The following is a 20,940-nucleotide window of genomic DNA, read 5'->3' on the forward strand; positions in this document are numbered from 1 at the left end:
TATAGTACAGTATGAATAAGGTAATGTCGACATGAATAGAGAAAATTTTGATATGGATGGAGCTCCTCTTTCCGATGAATTTGATGAAAATAAAAATAAAAAGAAAAAGGGAAATAAATTAGTTGTTATTCTCTTTTTTATATTATTGATATTATGCATCGTAGCAGGCTATTTTTATATCGTTGGAAATAGTGGGGATTCTAAAGGCCCAACAAATGTTGAGAAAGAGGCACCAAAAGAAACCACTACTATAGAGACAATTGAACCAGAGAGCAATAATGTTGATCCAGCTCAAAGTGGCTCAACTGATTTGACTAAAAAGATATCTGATTCAAGTATAACTCCAGTAGTTGATGACACACAGACTGATCCTTTAGCACTAGATATATCTAAAGTTCAAAGAGATAAAGCTCAAGATGGTGCTGTTCAATTTATAACTCATATTGTTAGAGATAATGAAGATTTAAATAGTATAGCAAAGTTATATGATTTAAAAATTCAAACAATAATTAGTATCAATGAAATTAAAAATGTAAGTGGAATTAAAGCTGGGGTAGAGTTACAGATTCCAGATAGAAATGGTAGATTTTATATTGTAAAATCAGGTGATATGTTATCAACTATTTCAAATGAATATTGTCCAAATTTAGGTTGGAAAACTTTACAAGAAATAAATGGATTAACTGATACAAAGCTAGATGTTGGGGATAAAATATTTATACCAGATATGAGTGATATTATTGCTAATCCAACAATTAATACTGCAACAAATAAATTTGTTTTACCAACAAATGGAACTATAATAGCTAAATATGGTCAATTCATTGAAGACAACCCATATAATGATGATATAAGCTTAAATGGTATATTATTTAAGAGTTCTTCTGATATAACAGCTTCAGCAAAAGGTGTTGTTGTAGATATACAAAATTTAAAGGGTAAAAAACTTGTAAAACTTTCTCATGAAGGTAGTTATGAAACTGTTTATGGAAACCTAGGAGCAACAACTTTGAATATTGGTGATGAAGTAAGTGAAGGGGAGATTGTTGGAACATTAGAAGAAGGGGATGATGTTTTGTATTTCGAAATATTACAAAGTGGAATCCCATTAGATCCTGAATCATTCTTTTAAAATTTGATTATTATTTTAAAGTATATTAAGCTCTCTTAAGAAAATTAAGAGAGTTTTTTATTGAATAAAAAACCCCGCTCAATTTGAACGGGGGTTTTTTAATAGTAATTGCTGTTTTATGAATTTCTTCCACAGCAGTTTTTATATTTTTTACCAGAACCACAAGGGCAAGGATCGTTTCTGCCAACTTTAGGAGTTGTTCTTCTAACTGTAACAGGAGCTTCGTTATTATTTGAATTACGATTAGCTCTTGATTGACTTGCTGCTTTATTCGCTTGATCTTGGAAAGCTGCTGCTTTTGAGTGTTTCTCAATAGTCTTAGTAGGTTTCCTTCTTTTGTAATTCTCTTTATTTTCTTTTATTTGAACTCTAATTAAAGTTTGAGCCATGAACTTGTCAATATTCATTAACATATCATTAAAGATGTCAAAACCTTCTAGTTTATATTCTACTAAAGGATTCTTTTGAGCATAAGTTCTAAGACCAACAGCTTCTCTTAATTCTTCAAGCATAGATAAATGGTCTTGCCATCTGATATCTATTTGTTTTAAGTAATGGAATCTTAAGAAATCATTAAATGGTTTTTCAGTAGCTAAAGCAATTTTTTCATTTATCTCTTCGTCAATAGTACTTATAAGATATTTTTTCCAATCATCTTTGGTTTTTAAATCTGCATTAGCAATAACATCATAGAATAATTCTCTTTTCATATCATCAACGATATATGTTACTTCTTTACCATTTTTTTGAGCAAATGCATCATCAACAATGTTTTCAACATTTTCATGAATTAAATTAATAACTAAGTGAAGAATATCAGGATTACTTAAAATCTCATCTCTCTTTTGGTATATAAAGTTTCTTTGTTCATTTAATACATCATCATATTCCAATAAGTGTTTTCTGATTTCAAAGTTTCTCTCTTCAACTTTTTTCTGAGCTCTTTCGATAGATCCTGTTAGCATTTTATGTTCTAAAGGTTCTCCATCTTTCATACCAATTTTACCTAGCATACTTTTTAGGTTGTCATTAGCAAAAAGTCTCATAAGAGTATCATCTAAAGATACAAAGAATTTTGAAGTACCAGGGTCTCCTTGACGGCCAGCTCTACCTCTTAATTGGTTATCAATACGTCTTGATTCATGTCTTTCTGTACCTAAGATATATAAACCACCAAGGTTCTTAACTTTATCATATTGTTTTAACCATTGAGGTCTAACTTTTTCAATAGCCTCGGCTAGTTCTTCTGGGGTAGCTTCCGTACCACAAACTTTTCTAGCCATATTTTCAAGACTACCACCAAGTTTAATATCAGTACCACGACCAGCCATGTTTGTAGCAACAGTAACTGCACCAACTGCACCAGCTTCTTCAATGATTAAAGCTTCTCTTGCATGGTTTTTAGCATTTAATACTTCGTGTTTAATACCAACTTTTCTTAATAGAGTAGAGATGATTTCACTCATTTCAATTGAAACTGTACCAACTAGAATAGGTTGCCCTGTTTCGTGTACTTTTTTAATTTCCGTTACAATTGCATCTAACTTGAATTTTTCATTGTAATAAATCAAATCTTGATGGTCTGCTCTAATAATTGGTTTATTTGTTGGAATAACTACAACATCTAAGTTATAGATTTTCATGAATTCTGTACTTTCTGTTTCAGCTGTACCTGTCATACCAGATAATTTGTCATACATTCTAAAGAAGTTTTGGAATGTAATAGTTGCAAGAGTTTTGTTTTGTCCAAGAACTTTAATTTTTTCTTTTGCTTCAATAGCTTGGTGTAATCCATCACTGTAACGTCTACCGTGTAGAATACGGCCAGTGAATTCATCAACAATCTGTATTTGTCCTTCTTGAACTACATAATCAACTTCTTTATTAAAGAGCTTTTCAGCTTTTACAGCTTGTGTAACATAGTGAACATATTCAAAATTTGAACCATCATATAAGCTGCCAGAGATGATATGATGTTGTTGTAATAATTCTTCAATATGGGTCATACCTTGAGAAGTAAAAGATATTGATTTTTTCTTTTCATCAATTTTAAAATCACCTTTTTCATCAAAAGGTTCAGCACTTTTATCAAATCTTGCTAATGGATCCATTTCATAATAGTCATTAGTTTTTGGATCTTTCTCACATTCAATTAATGAAGCTACAATTCTTTGTGCTCCCATAACTTGTTCTGAATCATCTTCAGCTTGGCCACTAATAATTAAAGGAGTTCTTGCTTCATCAATTAAGATTGAGTCAATTTCGTCTATAATACAGTAATGATGTTTTGGTTGAATTTTATCAGAAATTGACCATTTCATATTATCTCTTAAATAGTCAAAACCAAATTCATTATTGGTACCATAAGTAATATCTTTACTATAATTAATTCTTCTAGTTTCATTATCTAAAGAAGAAATAATAACGCCAACTGATAGTCCTAAATAACTATAAACTGGAGCCATCCAATTTGCATCACGTTCTGCTAAATAATCGTTAACAGTAACTACATGCACTCCTTTCCCTTCAAGAGCATTTAGATATGCTGCAGGTACACAGGTTAAAGTTTTACCTTCACCAGTTTTCATTTCAAGGATTTTCCCTTTATGAAGAACCGTGGCACCCATTATCTGTACATCATAGTGTCTTTGTCCAAGCACTCTATAAGCAGCTTCTCTTGCAAGTGCAAAAGCTTGAGGTAATATATCATCCAAAGTTTTTTCTTTAGACTCTATTTGACGTCTAAATTCTTCAGTTTGTTTGATGAAATCTTCTTTTTTTAATGATTTTGCCCAACTTTCTTGTTCATTAACTTTTTTTACAATAGGCATAAGAGTTTTAATATCTCGGTCTTGTTTAGACCCAAAAAGAGCTCTGAATATCGATTTTGCCATTTATTTCTCCAAATGTATTTTTTGGCTATATCCTCTATTATACAGTGAATTCAACTTAAAGGAAAGGAGTAATTTTTAAGTTAATTTAGATATAGACAAATTATACTATCTAAAAAAATAATAAGAAAAAGCAATTATGTAAATAATAATAACTTAATTATAATAAAAATTAATATTTTGGGTCAATTTGACTCTAATATTGCTAATTTTTTAACCCTATGCTATTTTAATATTATGAAAATAGCTTTTACTGGTGGCGGAACTTTGGGCCATATATACCCAGCTTTATCCATTTATGATTATATAAATAGTCAAACAGATATTTATGATTATATTTGGATAGGTAGAGTTGATAATAGAGAAAAGTCTTTAGTAGAAGAAAATGGTATCAAATTCTATTCTATTCAATGTGGAAAATTACGTAGATATTTTTCAGTTCAAAATTGTATAGACTTTTTTAAAGTCTTCTTAGGGTATATACAAGCTAAGAAAATATTAAAAAAAGAAAAACCCGATTTATTGTTTTCTAAAGGTGGATATGTTTCTGTTCCAGTAGTATATGCCGCAAAAAAACTTAATATTAAAATCATTACTCATGAATCAGATATATCATTAGGTTTAGCTACAAAGTTAAATTCAAAAGTAGCAGACTTAGTATTTAAAGGCTTTTTATTAAATGAAGAAGAAAAAAAGAATAAAAAATACCTTTATAGTGGAAACCCTCTTAGAAAAGATTTGTTATATTTTAAAGAATTAGATTTATATTGTTATGAAAAAGCAATAGAAAATGGGGAAAATTTAGAATATAAAGAGTATATTAAACCAGTTATTAATCAAATGAATTTAAAATTTGATAAGAGTAAAAAGACTATTTTAGTTGTAGGTGGTTCTTTAGGTGCATTAGAAATAAATAATTTGATTGATCAAAATTTAGATTCTTTATTAAAAAAATATAATATTTATCATCAAATGGGTGAGAAAACTTTTAGAGAAAAGGATGTTAATGGATATATCTGTACCAAGTACATTGATAAAGAATTAGGATATTTGTATAGAAAAGCTGATTTAATTATTACTCGTTGTGGAGCTAATACATTAAATGAAGAAATAGCTTTTGAGAAAAATATTTTAGGAATTCCCTTAAAAAACTCTTCTAGTAGGGGAGAACAGGTCTTAAATGCAGAATTTTATAAGGATTTAAATTTGTTGGAAGTCTATACAAATTCAATGAATTTTATAGACACCATAGAGAATTTATTCGATAATGAAGTTATAGAGAGAAGATTGGTTGCATTTAGCCATCTAAAAAGTGTAAATGCAAATGAAATTATTTATAGAAAGATAAATGAATTATTAGGAAATTAAAAGGAGTTTATTATGGATTTTACAATAAATCTTGGTTCAGCAGTATTAAATATTGTAGATATAATAATTCTAGGTATTGCATTAGTTGCAGGGATTGCTGGAGGTTTTGAAGGATTTGCTAAAAGTTTTGCATCAAAAGCTGCAGTATTAATTGGACTAATTGCAGGTTTAATGTTTAGTGAAATGGCATCAGATTTAGTTTTTTCAAGATTACAACTTCCTTTAATTCTAAATTCATTATTTAGTTATATGTTATGTTTTATCATAGGTTATATAATAACATTAGCTTTAGGGAATATGCTATCTACAGCCTTTGATGGAATTGGTTTAGGACCTATTAATTCATTATTAGGCTTTGTATGGGCAGTATTATTTACCTTAGCAATTTGTGCTTTAATTTTAATGTTATTAACATATCAACATTTGTTTGATTTATCTTCATATATAAATAATTCATTTATGTTTGAGAAAGTATTTTCTCCAATAATTCCAATTGCTGAGGATTTTATTAGTAATGTTCAATAAGCTAAAGCTAGTTCAACCAGACGTAGCAAAAGTATTAGAAAATTCAATAAAGGGGGATTCATTTAGTAATTCTTCTTTATTTTGTGGGCCTAAATATTCTGCAAAAATGACTGGTGCAATTGAAGTTGCAAAGGCATTATCTTGTTTTAATGATAATAAGGATGATGAGTGTAATTGTAGTTCGTGTAATTTGTATGATAGTTATTTAATGCAGAATTTAGTTATTATATCTAATAGAGATTTTGATAATAGAATAGATGTAGCATGTGAGAGATTTGTTAAAAATAGAAATGTTTTTACAAAGAATTTTTTGATAGAAACACTCAGAATTTTTTTATTATCTTATCATAATGCAATCTACTTAGATAAAAACTCTAAATTATTTGATGTTGCATATCAAGTAAGTGATTTAATAAATGAATTTTCCAAAAATGGTGAAAATTATAAAATAAGAGAAGCTCAAAGCTTTGTTAAAGATTTAAAGTTGAAATTAAAGCCTTTATTAGCAAAAAGCAATAAAAACTTAACTAATTTAAGTGTTGATGAAGTTAGAGCTTTACAAATTTGGTTATCAAATACGTTAGTTAATGAAAAAGTTAGAGTTGTAATAATTGAAGCAATAGAAAAAGCTAATGAAAGTGTTAAAAATAGTCTTTTAAAAATTCTTGAAGAACCAAATAAAAATGTATATTTTATATTATTATCTGAATCTCCTTCTAGAATAATGCAAACTATCTTATCAAGGGTTAGAAGATATAATTTTAGTAGGATAGAAGAGGATAAACAAAAATCTTTGTTAGAAGGTTTTAATTTAGAGGATGATAAAATAGATTCTTTAGAAAAGTTTTTCTTAAGCGCTAGTGGTTATAAAGCAAGTGATGTCGAAATAGCTTTAAATTCCTTTGTGTCTTCTTTTGTTAATAGAAGATATTTAAATAGTGAAGAATTGGCTTCATACATTAATACTTTAGAATCTTCAAAACAAGATGAGTTTATTTTAGAGCAATTAATTGATAAAATTCAAAAGGAATTTATCAACAATAGGATAGATAGTTATACGGCAAAGAAAATAGTACAAGATATTAGTACATTATATAATAATCAAAGAGTTTATAATCTTCCTAAAAAAAATATGTACGAAAATGTATATAGGAAAATGATGGAGAATATTAATGCATAATTTTGTAAAAAGAGCTTTAGAGAAAATAGAACAATTAGATATTAATCAAATTGTACAATTAATAGAAAGAGAAGATTCTTATATAACAAATTTAGAGCAAGTTTTAGATAACCTCTCTCAAGGGATTATTTTATTAAATAATAGAAAAAAAGTAGTTTATGTAAATAAAGTAGCAAAAGTATTACCCCCTATTATTAGAAAAAGTAGCTATGAAGGTGATAGTATTTTTAATATCATCCAAGATAAAAATATCTTAAAATACTTACAGGTTGAATTTAATAAGATAGGTTACAATGATGAGGATAGTGAATTTAATTATCAATGGGGAGAAGAGATTAGAACTATTGTATTAAATGTTGAAAAACTAACTGATTCAGATTTCGAATCAAGTGAAGATAATGGTTATATTTTAGTATTTGAAGATATTACTGTTAGTAGAAGAAATGAAGCAAGACTAAGAAGAAGTGAAAATCTTGCAAGTATGACCACTATGGCCGCAGGGGTTGCTCATGAAATTAAAAACCCACTTGCTGCTATGAGTATTCATCTTCAATTATTAACAAAAGCTTTTGAGAGAAAAACAACTTTAAATATGGATGATGCTTCAAGATATATTAATGTGTTATCCGAAGAAATTGAGAGACTTAATTCAATAGTTGTTGATTTCCTTTTTGCAGTTAGACCAATGGATACAAAGTTAAAATTAACTAGTGTATCAAAATCTATTAGTGAGATTTGTGATTTTGTTGAACCTGAATTGAAAGAGAATCATGTAAAACTTATTAGAGATATTAAAAGTACCCCAAAAGTAGAATTAGACACTAATTTATTTAGGCAAGCATTATTAAATATTATAAAAAATGCAATGAATGCTATTGAGAAAAAGGGCACTATTAGAGTTTGTGTTAAGTTAATGGGTGATGATGTTGTAATTACAGTAAAAGATTCAGGTAAAGGGATGAGCCAAGAAACTCAAAATAAAATATTTGAACCATATTTTACAACTAAAGCAAGCGGCACTGGTCTAGGTCTTACAGTAGTATATAAAGTTATAAAAGAACATAAAGGCGATATTAGAGTTAAAAGTGAAGTGAATAAGGGTAGTGAGTTTATAATTAACTTACCTGTTCCTCATAGTGAAAGATTAGCAATTGACGATTCTTGGGAGAACTTAAATGAGTAAAACTATATTAGTATGTGACGATGAAAAAAACATTAGAGAAGGTTTAGGTTTAGCTTTAGAATTAGAAGATTATGAAGTTTTATTAGCAGAAAGTGGACAAGTTGCTTGGAATTTAATTAATAAAAATGATGTAGATTTAGTAATTACTGATTTGAGAATGGAAGGAATGAGTGGCGAAGAGCTTTTGAGAAAGGTCGTATCCTCCTATCCAAATATCCCAGTTGTAATTTTAACAGGTCATGGAACTATAGAAACAGCTGTTGAAGCTATGAGAAATGGAGCAGTTGATTTCTTTACCAAACCTGTGGATTTAGATAGATTGTTATTACTTGTAAAAAAATCTTTAAAACAAAAAGATCTCTTAGATGAAAATATAAAAATCAAGGAAGAATTAGCAGCCTTAAAAGCTTCTCAAAATTATGGTAAGATGATAGGAAATAGTGCTAACATTAAGCGTCTTTTAGATACCATAAACCAAGTTGCTCCAACAAAAGCTTCTGTTTTAGTAACAGGAGAGAGTGGTGTTGGTAAAGAGTTAGTTGCAGATGCAATACATCAAATTTCTAACAGAAGAGAAGGACCTTTTATAAAAGTGCATTGTGCAGCTTTAAGTGAAGGGTTATTAGAAAGTGAATTATTTGGTCACGAAAAAGGAGCTTTTACGGGTGCTGTGGCAACTCAGAAAGGAAGATTTGAATTAGCACATGGTGGTACAATCTTTTTAGATGAAATAGGAGAAATTAGTCCAACAACTCAAATAAAAATCTTAAGGGTTTTACAAGAGAGACAATTTGAAAGAGTAGGCGGTGAAAAAACAATAACAGTTGATGTTAGAATTGTTGCTGCAACTAATAGAGATTTATTGAAAGAGATTGAAAATGGGACTTTTAGAGAAGATTTATATTACAGATTAAATGTTGTTCATTTAGAAGTTCCACCATTAAGAAATAGAAAAGAAGATATTCCATTATTAATTACATCTTTTTTAGAACAAATTAATAAAGAAAACAATACGAATGTAAAAGGCTTTACTAGTGAAGCTAAAAATGCAATTTATAAATATGATTGGCCAGGAAATATTAGGGAATTAAGAAACTGTGTTGAAGCAGCCATTGTTTTGAGTAAAGGTGATTTTGTAGATGTTAAAGATTTACCTCCACAAATTAGAGAAAACAATGAAGTCCCATCAATTAATATTGAAGTTGGTCAGAGTTTAGCTGAAATTGAAAAGCAAGCAATAATTTCAACTTTAAATAGTTGTAATGGTAATAAAAGTAAAACCGCAGAAGTTTTAAAAATTGGTAGAAAAACACTTCATCGTAAATTAGAAGAATATAATAAAAATATAGAAGAATAATGACAAATACTCAAATAGAAGACATTTTTGAAAACGGAGGAGCTTTATCTCAAGCCTTTGAATCTTATGAAATAAGAGATGGGCAAATTGAGATGGCAAAGCTAGTTTCAAAAGCATATCAAAATAACTCAATAGCTATACTAGAAGCAGGTACTGGAATTGGAAAAAGTTTTGCATATTTAGTTCCTGCTTTATACAATTCAATTGAAAATGGGGATGAGAGAACAGTAATATCTACTGCTACCATTAATTTACAAGATCAATTATTTAAGAAAGATATTCCAAGAATCCTAGAAATGTTAGATATGGATTGTAATGTTGCTTTGGCAGTTGGGCGGGGTAACTACCTTTGCTTAAGAAGATTTAATGATGAAATAGTTAAGGCCACTTCTTTTTTAGTTGATCCTTCTTCTAAAGAAGCAATGTTTAAAGAATGGTGTTCAAAAACTGAAACAGGATTATTAACTGAATATAACTCAACAATTCCTTTTGAATGGTCTAAAATAAATAGTGATGGAGAATTATGCCTTAATTATAAATGTCCATATTTTAAAGAATGTTTTTATCAAAAAAGTAAATTAAAACTTCTAAAAGCTAGAATTATCGTAAGTAATCATCATCTTCTATTTACAGATTCAAAAAGTAGAAAAGATAATGAATTAAGTTATGAAGAAGATAATGTATTACCAGCATTCAATCGTCTTATAATTGATGAAGCTCATAATATTGAAGATACTGCATCTGAATTTTTTTCCATGATTTACAGTAATTATTTAGTGTTAAAGAGAATTGATAATTTACTAGCTACCACTAATAAAGGACATGGAAAAAATATAATTGAAAAATTAGGTGAGTTTTCAACACAAGGTTTTGATCATCAAAAATTAGTAACTTCCTATAATGTTTTAAAAAGTTTAGTAACTTCATTAAATCAATATTTATTGCAAACTTTTGAAAAACAAGGTTATAGAAGTGTTTATGTAGTTAAATCTCAAGAAACACGATTGAAAAGTTTTATAGATGCTTCTAATGAAATAATTCAAAAAGCTCTTTCTTGTAATCAATTGATGGAAGATTTTTTAAAACAAGTTGATAATGATGAAAATGCTTTAGTTGTAAGAAAAGAAGTAGAAACCAATCACTATCGAGTTATGAATAATATAACAGTCCTTAGTATGTTTATAAAATTTGATCAATGGGAAGATGATGAGATACATTGGTTTGAAGCAGAAAGAAGAAGAGGAAAGGTTGTAGATATTTCAACTCTTATAACTCCTTTAAAAGTTGCTCCAGCACTTGTTGATAATATCTTCAAAGAAATTGATACAGTTGTTTTAACAAGCGCTACCCTAAATTTAAATGATGATTTTAAATTCTGGGGAACTCGTGTTGGTCTCCCATATACAGAGAATAGAGATTTTATAAAAGCTTCTTTTATTTCTCCTTTTGATTATGAGAATAAATTATTACTTTTAACCCCAAGGGATGCTTTACCTCCTCCAAGGTATAGTGAAGATACTTCAAAAGAAGCAATAAAAACTAAGAAAACAGAAGAAAAAGCTTATCTTGATTATATTAGTGAAATGATTTTTAGTAGTGTTAACTCTTCTAATGGTGGTGCATTGGTTTTGTTTACTTCTAGAGATATTATGAACAAAGTATATAAAAAAGTAGAGGATAAATTTAAAGAAGCCTCTCTTAATTTATTGATGCAAGGAAATTCTTCAAAACATTTACTAATAAATAAATTTAAAAATGATGATAATTCAACATTGTTTGCTTTATCTTCCTTCTGGGAAGGCGTTGATGCTCCAGGGACTACTTTAAGATTAGTTATTATAGTAAAATTGCCTTTTTCTGTTCCATCGCATCCTGTAGTAAAAGCTAGAACTATAGATTTTGAAAAAAGAGGGGAAAGTGGATTTTTTAATTTATCATTACCTTTAGCAACTATGAAATTAAAACAAGGTTTTGGAAGACTTCTTAGATCAACTGCAGATTATGGGGTAGTATTATTATTAGATAGTAGAATTAGTCAAAAATCTTATGGTAAATATATGCTAAGGGCATTGCCACCTTGTTATCACCAAGAATCGAATAGTGAAACAGTTTGTGAAAAAATTGAAAACTTTTTATATAGTGAAAGATAAAAATTAAAGCTATCTAACCAACTTGGTTAAATAGCTTTATTAATTTAATTATAATTTAAGTTTTAATTATTCTACAATTGCAAGAACATCACTCATATTAATAATTAATAATTCATCACCATCAACTTTAATTTGAGTTCCAGCATATTTGTCATGTAGGATTTTATCTCCAACTTTTACTGTAATTGCATCTTTATCATCTCCAATAGCAATAACAGAAGCAATTTGAGTTTTTTCTTGTGCAGATTGTGGAATAAAAATACCACTTGCAGTTTGAGCTTTTACTTCATCCATTTTAACTAAAATTCTGTCACCTAAAGGTTTTACTGTCATAATATAATCTCCTTGAATTGTATTTAAATACTAATGATGTAAAGTTGATTAGTCTTTACACGTAACTAAATATAACAATATAAAATGCAAGTGGCAATATAAAATTTTGAAAAAAATGATAATAAAAAAATTTGCCTTTATAGCATTTTTTAATTATATTTTATTTGAAATCGGACAAGGAGTAACAAATGAAAGATTGTAATAATTTGATAAAACAAGAATCATATACCAATTTATTTTTTGATAATCAACTTTCATTGTCAAAAACCTTCTATAAACTTGCAAATACTTTCCTAGATAAGAAGGATTTGGTCAAAGGTTTAGATTGTTTCTGTGATACTTTTTTATTGAGAAATATGGAATTAGAGTCTATTAATGATGAGTTTTTAGAATTCTTTAAAATACAGTTTATAATTTATCTTTTAGGGAAAAAAAGAATCAAAATTGCTCTTAGTGAAGGTGATATGATTTTTGATTTAATTGAAGATACTTTTAAGGAATTAAAAAAAGATATTGAAGATAGTCCTTTTATGATACATAAAGAAAATATGAGATCATTTTATAAAAATGTGGAAATAGATTTCCCTTGGATGATGTTTGAAGAGTCTGCTTTTGCCTGATTTTGAGTAAATTTGGGACAAAAGGATACTTTTATATAAACATAAAGTATCAAATGGGTCAAAATGTACCATTTTTTCATATAAAAAATAATTACGGGTCAATATGACCTGTTTTTTTTACATTTGTAGAATGATTTTCTTCCATTTTATATTAAAACCTTTGAATTTAGCCCAAAAATCAAGTTGGCATGGAAATTGCATTAGAATATACAACATGGAGGCTATATAAAATGAATAATGAAATGTATATGCTAAATAATGATGATGGTTCAAGTGAAGACTCTACAGTACTTTCAATGTATATGAAAGAATTAAATAAATTGCCTTTAATTTCTCATGAAGAAGAAGTTGAACTATTTAAGAAAATTAAAAAAGGTGACAAAAGAGCAAGAAACAAAATGATTGAATCAAACCTCCGTTTTGTTGTAAAGATTGCAAAAAAATATCAAAACCAAGGGCTACCATTAGCCGATTTAATAAATGAAGGAAATATAGGTCTAATGACTGCTTTAGATAAATTTGATGTAGAAAAAGGGTATCATTTTATTTCTTATGCAGTATGGTGGATAAGACAATCTATTATGAAAGCTATTAATGAGAAAAGTAGAGCTGTTAGATTGCCATTAAACAGATCTAATGAATTATTACAAATTCAAAAAGCTCAAAAAACTTTAGTTCACTTAAATGGTGAAGAACCAACAGTTGAGATGTTAGCTAAAGAGACAAATTTAGATGCTGAGATAGTTAAGACTTTAGTATCTGTATCAAAAGATATGGTAAGCTTAGATGCTCCAGTATTTAGAGACAATGAAACAAGTAGTATTGGGGACTACATTGAATCAGATTTTGCATCTCCTGACCAACAAGTTATGAGCGGTTTATTAAAAGAAGATATTAATGAAGCTTTAGACCAATTAAGTGAAAAAGAAAAAGATATTATTGAACATAGATTTGGTTTAAATAACAAATATCAAATGAGTCTAAAAGAAATTGGTGAAGTATATAATCTTACAAAAGAAAGAATTAGACAAATTGAAAAAAGAGCATTACAAAAGCTACAAAATACTGAAGTTCATAGAAGTTTAGAAAGCTATAGTGCTTAAAAAATATATTAGTGATTTAAGAGTAATTACTGTTAAGTAGTTACTCTTTTTTTTATGATAAATCGGTAAATTTTTATCAAAAACGCTTACTACTAAATAAACATATAGTAAAAATTACTAAACAAAAGAAATAAACAAAATAATACTTGTAAATATTAAAAATTTCACCTTGTCAAATAAAGTTTGTTCCAAAAATAAGATTGACTATAATATGATTATAGCCTAATCTTTATGGACTATGTTATTTGTATAATTTTATTTTGGAGGAAATTATGAAACCAAACAAAGAGAAATATGTATATTTCTTTGGTGATGGAAAAGCAGAAGGAACTGCCTCAATGAAAGATTTACTCGGTGGTAAAGGTGCAAACCTTGCTGAGATGACATCTATTGGATTACCTGTTCCCCCTGGTTTTACTATCAGTACTGAAGCTTGTGAATATTTTAATACTCATAATGGACAATTACCAAAACATTTAGAAGATGAAGTTTTAGTAACTTTAGAAAAACTTGAGAAAACAATGGGTGCTAAATTAGGGGATACAAAAAATCCTTTACTAGTATCAGTTAGATCAGGTGCTGCTCAATCAATGCCAGGTATGATGGATACTGTATTAAATTTAGGTTTAAATTTAGATACAGTTAACGCACTAATTGCAAAAACAGGTAATGAAAGATTTGCTTGGGACAGCTATAGAAGATTTATTCAAATGTTTGGTGATGTTGTAATGAATGTACCACATCATGAATTTGAATCAGCTCTTCAGAGTGTAAAAGACGAAACTGAAAAAGTATATGATACTGAATTAAATATTGATGATTTAAAAGAAGTAATTAATAGATACCTTGTTGTTTATAAAAGATATACTAATGAAGAATTCCCTGTCGAACCTCAAGAACAATTATTTAAAGCAATAATTGCTGTTTTCAATTCTTGGAATAATGATAGAGCTATTAAATATCGTCAAATGAATGATATTAGAGGTTTATTAGGAACAGCTGTTAATGTTCAAACTATGGTATTTGGTAATATGGGTGATACATCAGGAACTGGTGTTGCATTTACAAGAGACCCATCTACTGGTGAAAATAAATTCTATGGCGAGTATTTAATGAATGCACAAGGTGAAGACGTTGTTGCAGGTATTAGAACTCCTCAACCAATTGATACCTTACAAAAAGTAAATCCAAAAGTTTATGAACAATTAGTTGGAATTAGAGATATTCTAGAAAATCATTACCATGATATGCAAGATTTAGAGTTTACAATTCAAGAAGGTAAACTATATATGTTGCAAACCAGAAATGGTAAAAGAACAATCTTTAGCTGGTTAAGAAGCCAAGTAGAAATGGTTGAATCTGGACTAATTGATAAAGAAACAGCAGTTTCAAGAGTTCCAGCAGGTGAATTTAATAAATTATTTGCACCAGTATTAGACAATAAAGATATTTCAGAAAAACAAATTAAAGAAATTGCTAAAGGTTTAAATGCTTCTCCAGGTGGTGCATGTGGACATATTTATTTCACAGCAGATAAAGCAGTTGAAGTTGCAAATAAAGGTAAAGCTGTTATATTAGTTAGAACAGAAACCTCTCCTGAAGATATTCAAGGTATGGCTGTAGCAAAAGGTGTTGTAACAAGTAGAGGTGGTATGACCTCTCATGCAGCAGTTGTAGCTAGAGGAATGGGTTGTCCTTGTGTATCTGGTGTTAGTTCAATAGTTGTAAATGAAAAAAAGAAAACTATGAGTGTTGGCGATTTAGAATTTAATGAAGGTGATTATCTTTCAATCGATGGCTTTACAGGTGCTGTTTATGGAGCAAAAATTGCTGTAAAACCAAGTGAAATTGTTCAAGTATTAGATGGAACAATGAAAGAAGAAGATTCTCTATTATTCGAAAATTACAAGAAATTTATGGGCTATGTAAACGAAATTAAAGAGTTAGGTGTTAGAACTAATGCTGATACTCCTCAAGATGTTCACAGAGCTGTTTCTTTGGGCGCTGAAGGTATTGGATTATGTAGAACTGAACATATGTTCTTTGGTGGCAAACGTATTGAATCAATTAGAAAAATGATCTTAGCAGATAATTTAATTGAAAGAGAAAATGCATTAGCTGAATTATTACCAATGCAACGAGGTGACTTTGAAGAAATCTTTAGAGAATTAAATGGTCGTCCTGCAACAGTTAGATTATTAGACCCACCATTACATGAATTCTTGCCAAATGACCATACTTCTCGTCATGAATTAGCACTTGATTTAGGTGTTTCTGTTGAAAAAATTGCACAAAAAATTACTGAATTACATGAGTTTAACCCTATGTTAGGATTTAGAGGCTGTAGATTAGCAATTGTCTATCCTGAAATCTTAAAAATGCAAGTAAAAGCAATTATGGAAGCAGCATTAAATGTATTAGATGAAGGCATTGAAGTACATCCTGAAATTATGATTCCATTGGTAGGTAATTATAAAGAATTTAATTTCTGTAAGAAGAATGCACTTGAAGTAATTGATGAATTATTCAAAGAAAGAAATAAGACTATTGAATATAAATTAGGTACAATGATTGAAGTTCCTCGTGCTGCAATAACAGCAGATGAAATTGCTCATGAAGCTGAATTCTTTAGCTTTGGTACCAATGACTTAACTCAAATGACTTGTGGATTCTCAAGAGATGATGCAGCATCATTCTTAGGTCATTATGTAAATGATACAGATAAACAATTCTATGATTATGATCCATTTGCTACAATCGATATCGATGGTGTTGGTAAATTAGTAAAAATGGCAGCTCAACTTGGTAGATCTGTTAGACCAACAATCAAATTAGGTATCTGTGGTGAACATGGTGGAGATCCAAAAACAATTGATTTCTGTCAAAAAGTTGGCTTAAATTATGTATCTTGTTCTCCATTTAGAGTTCCAATTGCTAGATTAGCTGCAGCTCAAGCAGTAATTAATAATAAATAATTTATCTAGTATTGATTTATAAGAAATCCCAAAATCTATAAAGGTTTTGGGATTTTTTTAAATCTAAAATAAAAAGCCGGAGGAGGGAATTGAACCCTTGACCCACGCTTTACGAGAGCGTTGCTCTACCCCTGAGCTACTCCGGCAATATTGAAAAGATACAATATATGATGGACTTTTTTCAACTCTAATTTTTATTTTTTTTGTCCATTTTATTTTATTAGGATTATATTAATATAAATCTTGACCGATGCCTATAAAAAAATGTAAGCTTGCCGATATGGTAAACAAGCAAAAAAAAATATTAAAAACTGTAAAACTACCTTTGAGAAATGATACTTATGCTTTCCAAATCCAAAATGATGTGGATAAGAAACCTGTGGTCGCAGAAACTTGGGATCCTCAAGTAGCTCAATTTTTTATGGGTCTTTATCCTAGTTTAATTAATGAAGGCAATAGTATTTCAGATTTGCAACAAAGAGCTAGTTTTGAAGCGTTAACTCGAAGTACATCAATTGATTCATTTGATGATTTTTTAAGAGTTGTTTCAAAAATTAAATCAAACGATAAGTAAGGTGAAAATAGATTTATGTATGTTTTAGGTATAGAAACATCTTGTGATGAATGTAGTGCCGCCGTTGTTGAAGATGGCAAAAATGTATTAAGTAATGTGGTTGCAACTCAGATTGAATTGCATAAACCATATGAAGGTGTAGTTCCTGAATTAGCAAGTAGATTACACACAGAATGGATTGACCAAGTGGTTAATGCAGCATTAATGCAAGCAAACATAAAAAAAGAAGAACTTGACGCAGTTGCAGTCACAAATAGACCTGGGTTATTAGGCTCTTTATTAGTAGGAGTTAATTTTGCTAAAGGTTTTGCTGCAACTTTAGATATACCTTTTATTACAATCGACCATATTAGAGCACATTTATTTGCTTCTCAGATTGAAAATCCACAAGAATACCCATATTTGGGAGTTTTAGTTTCTGGTGGTCATACGGTTATTTGTAAAGTTAATAGTTATGACGATGTCGAAGTATTAGGTACTACAATTGATGATGCTATTGGTGAAGCTTTCGATAAAGTCGCTAAGCATTATGGCTTAGGTTATCCAGGTGGTGTAATAATTGATAGATTGAGTAAAACAGGTAATTCCAAAGCTTTTTTATTCCCAGGACCTTCTTTATCAAGTGATCATAAATATGATGTTTCATATTCTGGGCTTAAAACAGCAGTTATAAATCAATTAGAAAAATTTCATGATAAAAATTATGAAATTACAAATGAAAATATTGCTGCAAGTTTCCAACGAGCAGCTGTAAATATTTTAATGAAAAGAATAAAATTGGCATTAAAAGATACAGGATTAATGAGGGTATCTGCAGGTGGTGGTGTTGCTGCTAATAGCCAATTACGCGCTGAGTTAAAAGAGTTAGAAAAAGGTGGATATACAGTAACTTTCCCATCTCTAAAATTATGTACTGATAATGGTGCAATGATAGCTGGTTTAGCTTATAATTATTTAAAAGATGGATATAGAGATACTTTTGATGTAAGCGCAAGTGCACGTGTTAGTGCATTCAAAAAAAACCAATAGGGAGAGGTTATGGAGAAATTTGATTTAGACTCAGCTATTAGGAAAGTTAAGGATTTTCCTAAAGAAGGAATTCTTTTTTACGATATCACAGGAATTTTAGCAGATCCAAAAGCATATAATTATTGTATCGATTCTTTTTATGAATTGTATAAAGATATGGATATTGATAGTATTGTTTGTTTAGAAGCTCGTGGATTTCTTTTTGCAAGTCCTTTAGCAATTAAGATGAACTTACCATTAATTTTAGCTAGAAAACCAGGTAAATTACCTGGCAAAACTTATCAAAAAGAATTTGCTTTGGAATATGGCACAGATACTATCTGTATTCAACATGTAGATATAAATAAAGGTGATAAGATTTTATTAATCGATGATTTAATTGCTACAGGTGGAACTTTAGAAGCAGCAAGAGCTATTGTTGAAGATAATGGTGCTGAAGTTGCTGCAATTGGTGGTGTAATTGGATTACCATTCTTAGGTTATGAAGATATCTTTAAAGACTATAAATTAGATGTTTTATTAACTTATAATGGTGAATAGATAAAATAATAAGAGATAGAGGAAACTGAGTCCTACATTTTACTATATTGCGAGCAAATACTAATTGACAATATTTTTCTTAGTATGTATATTTTCCACTGGTGTGTTTTGGGATATAGTGTAATGGTAACACTGCAGATTCTGGTTCTGCCTTTGGGGGTTCGAGTCCCTCTATCCCAGTTGTCCGGTCCCTTCGTCTAACGGTTAGGACGAGAGATTCTCAGTCTTTAAATAGGGGTTCGATTCCCCTAGGGACTATTTTTTGAGACAACCTTGAGATAGGTTGTTTTTTTTTGATAGAATAGGAATAAATAACAATAATAAAGGAAAATAAATGATAACAGCTTCAAATATTTCATTATCATATGGAACTCAAGTATTATTCAAGGATGTTAATATAAAGTTTACACCTGGTAACTGCTACGGTATTATCGGAGCAAATGGTGCAGGTAAGTCAACTTTTTTAAAAATTTTATCAGGCGAAATCGAACAAGATACTGGTGAGATAATTATTACTCCTGGTGAACGCTTAGCAATGCTAAGACAGGATCATTATGCGTTCCAAGATTTTACAGTAATGGAAACTGTTATTAAGGGATATGATAAACTTTATCAAATAATGAAAGAAAGAGAAGAAATCTATGAAAAAGCTGACTTTACAGAAGAAGATGGCATTAGAGCTGCTGATTTAGAAAATGAATTTGCTGAAATGGGTGGTTGGGAAGCTGAAGCTGAAGTAGGTCAAATGTTAGATGGTCTTGGTATTTCTACTGATTTCCATAATAAAAAAATGTCTGAAATTGATGATACTATCAAAGTTAGAGTATTATTAGCTCAAGCATTATTTGGAACACCAGATATTTTATTACTTGACGAACCTACAAACCACTTAGATTTAGAATCAATCAATTGGTTAGAAAATTTCTTAGAAAATTTTGAAAATACTGTTATTGTTGTTAGTCACGATAGACACTTCTTAAACAGTGTATGTACACATATTGCTGATATCGATTATTCAAAAATTCAATTATATGTTGGTAACTATGATTTCTGGTATTTATCAAGCCAACTTGCTGCAAAACAAATGAAAGATGATAAAAAACGTCGTGAAGATAAGATTTCTGAATTAAAAGATTTTATTCAACGATTTAGTTCAAATGCATCTAAAGCAAAACAAGCAACAAGTAGAAAAAAATTAATTGATAAATTAACTATTGATGATATTAAACCTTCTTCAAGAAGATTTCCATATATTGCATTTAAACCAGAAAGGGAAGTTGGTAACAATATATTAGAAATTAATGGGTTAACAAAAGCTGTTGATGGTGAAAAAATTATAGATAATTTAAATTTAGTTTTAAACAATGGCGATAAAATTGCTTTTGTAGGACCTAATCACCAAGCTAAAACTTTATTATTTGAAATTATTAGTGGTAATTTAGAAGCAGATGAAGGGGAATATAGATGGGGTGTAACAACAAGCCAATCTTATTTCCCAAAAGATAATTCAAAATATTTTGCTGAGCATGTTAGTATTACTGATTGGTTAAGACAATATTCTCCAGACTTAAAAGACGATACCTATATAAGATCTTTCTTAGGTAGAATGTTATTTAGTGGAGATGAAGCTCTTAAGGATTGTACAGTACTCTCAGGTGGAGAAAAGGTAAGATGTGTATTATCTAAGATGATGTTGGAACAAGCAAACTGTTTAATATTTGATGAACCAACTTCACACTTGGACCTTGAATCAATTACAGCCTTAAATAATGGGTTGATTGATTTTAGTGGAGTTATTTTATTTAACTCTCATGACCATCAGTTTGTTAATACAATCGCAAACAGAATTATTGAGTTTACTCCAAGTGGTATAATTGATAGAATGATGCCTTTCGATGAATATTTAGTTGATGAAGGTGTTAAGCAATTAAGAGATGAGATGTATCAAAACGTTTCAAATCATAGCTTGTCTATTTAATA

Annotated in this window: 16 protein-coding genes and 3 tRNA genes; 16 read left to right on the plus strand and 3 right to left on the minus strand. The window is 29.3% G+C overall.

Annotation, left to right across the window (positions count from 1 at the left end; translation table 11 throughout):
- Positions 1–31 precede the first annotated feature (31 nt).
- Complete coding sequence (locus ACZ5RS_RS09000; RefSeq protein ID WP_464634608.1) at positions 32–1,132, plus strand: LysM peptidoglycan-binding domain-containing protein; 1,101 nt, start codon at positions 32–34, stop codon at positions 1,130–1,132.
- A gap of 116 nt (positions 1,133–1,248) precedes the next feature.
- On the opposite strand, the gene secA is transcribed toward ACZ5RS_RS09000, so the two are convergent.
- Entirely contained in the window at positions 1,249–4,026 is a 2,778-nt protein-coding gene (gene secA, locus ACZ5RS_RS09005; protein ID WP_464634610.1) for a preprotein translocase subunit SecA, read from the minus strand.
- A 234-nt stretch (positions 4,027–4,260) separates the two neighbouring features.
- Here secA and ACZ5RS_RS09010 point away from each other — a divergent pair, with 234 nt between their 5' ends.
- Genes ACZ5RS_RS09010 through ACZ5RS_RS09035 form a run of 6 tightly spaced genes read left to right on the plus strand, consistent with a single transcriptional unit; the run spans position 4,261 to position 11,786 of the window.
- The gene (locus ACZ5RS_RS09010; protein WP_464634612.1) at positions 4,261–5,391 is read left to right on the plus strand and encodes a UDP-N-acetylglucosamine--N-acetylmuramyl-(pentapeptide) pyrophosphoryl-undecaprenol N-acetylglucosamine transferase; all 1,131 of its coding nucleotides are present in this window, start codon (positions 4,261–4,263) and stop codon (positions 5,389–5,391) included.
- A 12-nt stretch (positions 5,392–5,403) separates the two neighbouring features.
- Positions 5,404–5,916 carry a CvpA family protein gene (locus tag ACZ5RS_RS09015; protein ID WP_464634614.1) on the plus strand — a complete coding sequence of 171 codons (513 nt, stop codon included), beginning with the start codon at positions 5,404–5,406 and terminating at the stop codon, positions 5,914–5,916.
- Complete coding sequence (locus tag ACZ5RS_RS09020; protein ID WP_464634616.1) at positions 5,906–7,096, plus strand: hypothetical protein; 1,191 nt, start codon at positions 5,906–5,908, stop codon at positions 7,094–7,096. The genes ACZ5RS_RS09015 and ACZ5RS_RS09020 overlap by 11 nt, the downstream gene beginning before the upstream one ends.
- Entirely contained in the window at positions 7,089–8,279 is a 1,191-nt protein-coding gene (locus ACZ5RS_RS09025; protein ID WP_464634618.1) for a two-component system sensor histidine kinase NtrB, read from the plus strand. Before ACZ5RS_RS09020 ends, ACZ5RS_RS09025 begins: the two co-directional genes overlap by 8 nt.
- The gene (locus ACZ5RS_RS09030; protein ID WP_464634620.1) at positions 8,272–9,636 is read left to right on the plus strand and encodes a sigma-54-dependent transcriptional regulator; all 1,365 of its coding nucleotides are present in this window, start codon (positions 8,272–8,274) and stop codon (positions 9,634–9,636) included. The genes ACZ5RS_RS09025 and ACZ5RS_RS09030 overlap by 8 nt, the downstream gene beginning before the upstream one ends.
- On the plus strand, positions 9,636–11,786 hold the full coding sequence (locus ACZ5RS_RS09035; RefSeq protein ID WP_464634622.1) for an ATP-dependent DNA helicase: 2,151 nt from the start codon (positions 9,636–9,638) through the stop codon (positions 11,784–11,786). The genes ACZ5RS_RS09030 and ACZ5RS_RS09035 overlap by 1 nt, the downstream gene beginning before the upstream one ends.
- Positions 11,787–11,852: 66 nt before the next feature.
- Here the strand turns inward: ACZ5RS_RS09035 and ACZ5RS_RS09040 are convergent, their stop codons facing one another.
- Entirely contained in the window at positions 11,853–12,119 is a 267-nt protein-coding gene (locus tag ACZ5RS_RS09040) for a co-chaperone GroES (RefSeq protein WP_464634624.1), read from the minus strand.
- Between the two features lie 188 nt (positions 12,120–12,307).
- Here ACZ5RS_RS09040 and ACZ5RS_RS09045 point away from each other — a divergent pair, with 188 nt between their 5' ends.
- From ACZ5RS_RS09045 to ppdK, 3 genes are all read left to right on the plus strand, one after another.
- Positions 12,308–12,739, plus strand: a complete 432-nt coding sequence (locus ACZ5RS_RS09045; RefSeq protein ID WP_464634626.1) for a hypothetical protein — start codon at positions 12,308–12,310, stop codon at positions 12,737–12,739.
- Positions 12,740–12,969: 230 nt separating this feature from the next.
- Positions 12,970–13,842 (plus strand): sigma-70 family RNA polymerase sigma factor, encoded by an 873-nt coding sequence (locus ACZ5RS_RS09050; RefSeq protein ID WP_464634628.1) that lies wholly within the window; start codon positions 12,970–12,972, stop codon positions 13,840–13,842.
- A 272-nt stretch (positions 13,843–14,114) separates the two neighbouring features.
- Positions 14,115–16,817 (plus strand): pyruvate, phosphate dikinase, encoded by a 2,703-nt coding sequence (gene ppdK, locus ACZ5RS_RS09055; protein WP_464634630.1) that lies wholly within the window; start codon positions 14,115–14,117, stop codon positions 16,815–16,817.
- A gap of 74 nt (positions 16,818–16,891) precedes the next feature.
- On the opposite strand, the gene ACZ5RS_RS09060 is transcribed toward ppdK, so the two are convergent.
- A tRNA-Thr gene (locus ACZ5RS_RS09060) sits at positions 16,892–16,963 on the minus strand.
- A 134-nt stretch (positions 16,964–17,097) separates the two neighbouring features.
- On the opposite strand from ACZ5RS_RS09060, the gene ACZ5RS_RS09065 reads away from it, so the two are divergent.
- The 6 genes from ACZ5RS_RS09065 to ACZ5RS_RS09090 all read left to right on the plus strand — a co-directional run bounded on the left by ACZ5RS_RS09065 (position 17,098) and on the right by ACZ5RS_RS09090 (position 20,938).
- The gene (locus ACZ5RS_RS09065; RefSeq protein ID WP_464634632.1) at positions 17,098–17,391 is read left to right on the plus strand and encodes a hypothetical protein; all 294 of its coding nucleotides are present in this window, start codon (positions 17,098–17,100) and stop codon (positions 17,389–17,391) included.
- 15 nt (positions 17,392–17,406) lie between these two features.
- A complete protein-coding gene (gene tsaD, locus ACZ5RS_RS09070; RefSeq protein WP_464634634.1) occupies positions 17,407–18,420 on the plus strand; it encodes a tRNA (adenosine(37)-N6)-threonylcarbamoyltransferase complex transferase subunit TsaD in 1,014 nt (337 codons plus the stop codon).
- 9 nt (positions 18,421–18,429) lie between these two features.
- Entirely contained in the window at positions 18,430–18,960 is a 531-nt protein-coding gene (locus ACZ5RS_RS09075) for an adenine phosphoribosyltransferase (RefSeq protein WP_464634636.1), read from the plus strand.
- A gap of 109 nt (positions 18,961–19,069) precedes the next feature.
- A tRNA-Gln gene (locus ACZ5RS_RS09080) sits at positions 19,070–19,140 on the plus strand.
- A 6-nt stretch (positions 19,141–19,146) separates the two neighbouring features.
- A tRNA-Glu gene (locus tag ACZ5RS_RS09085) sits at positions 19,147–19,218 on the plus strand.
- 76 nt (positions 19,219–19,294) lie between these two features.
- Positions 19,295–20,938, plus strand: coding sequence for an ABC-F family ATP-binding cassette domain-containing protein (locus ACZ5RS_RS09090; protein ID WP_464634638.1), 1,644 nt, complete (start codon positions 19,295–19,297; stop codon positions 20,936–20,938).
- Positions 20,939–20,940: the final 2 nt, after the last annotated feature.

This window comes from Pleomorphochaeta caudata (assembly GCF_055395745.1).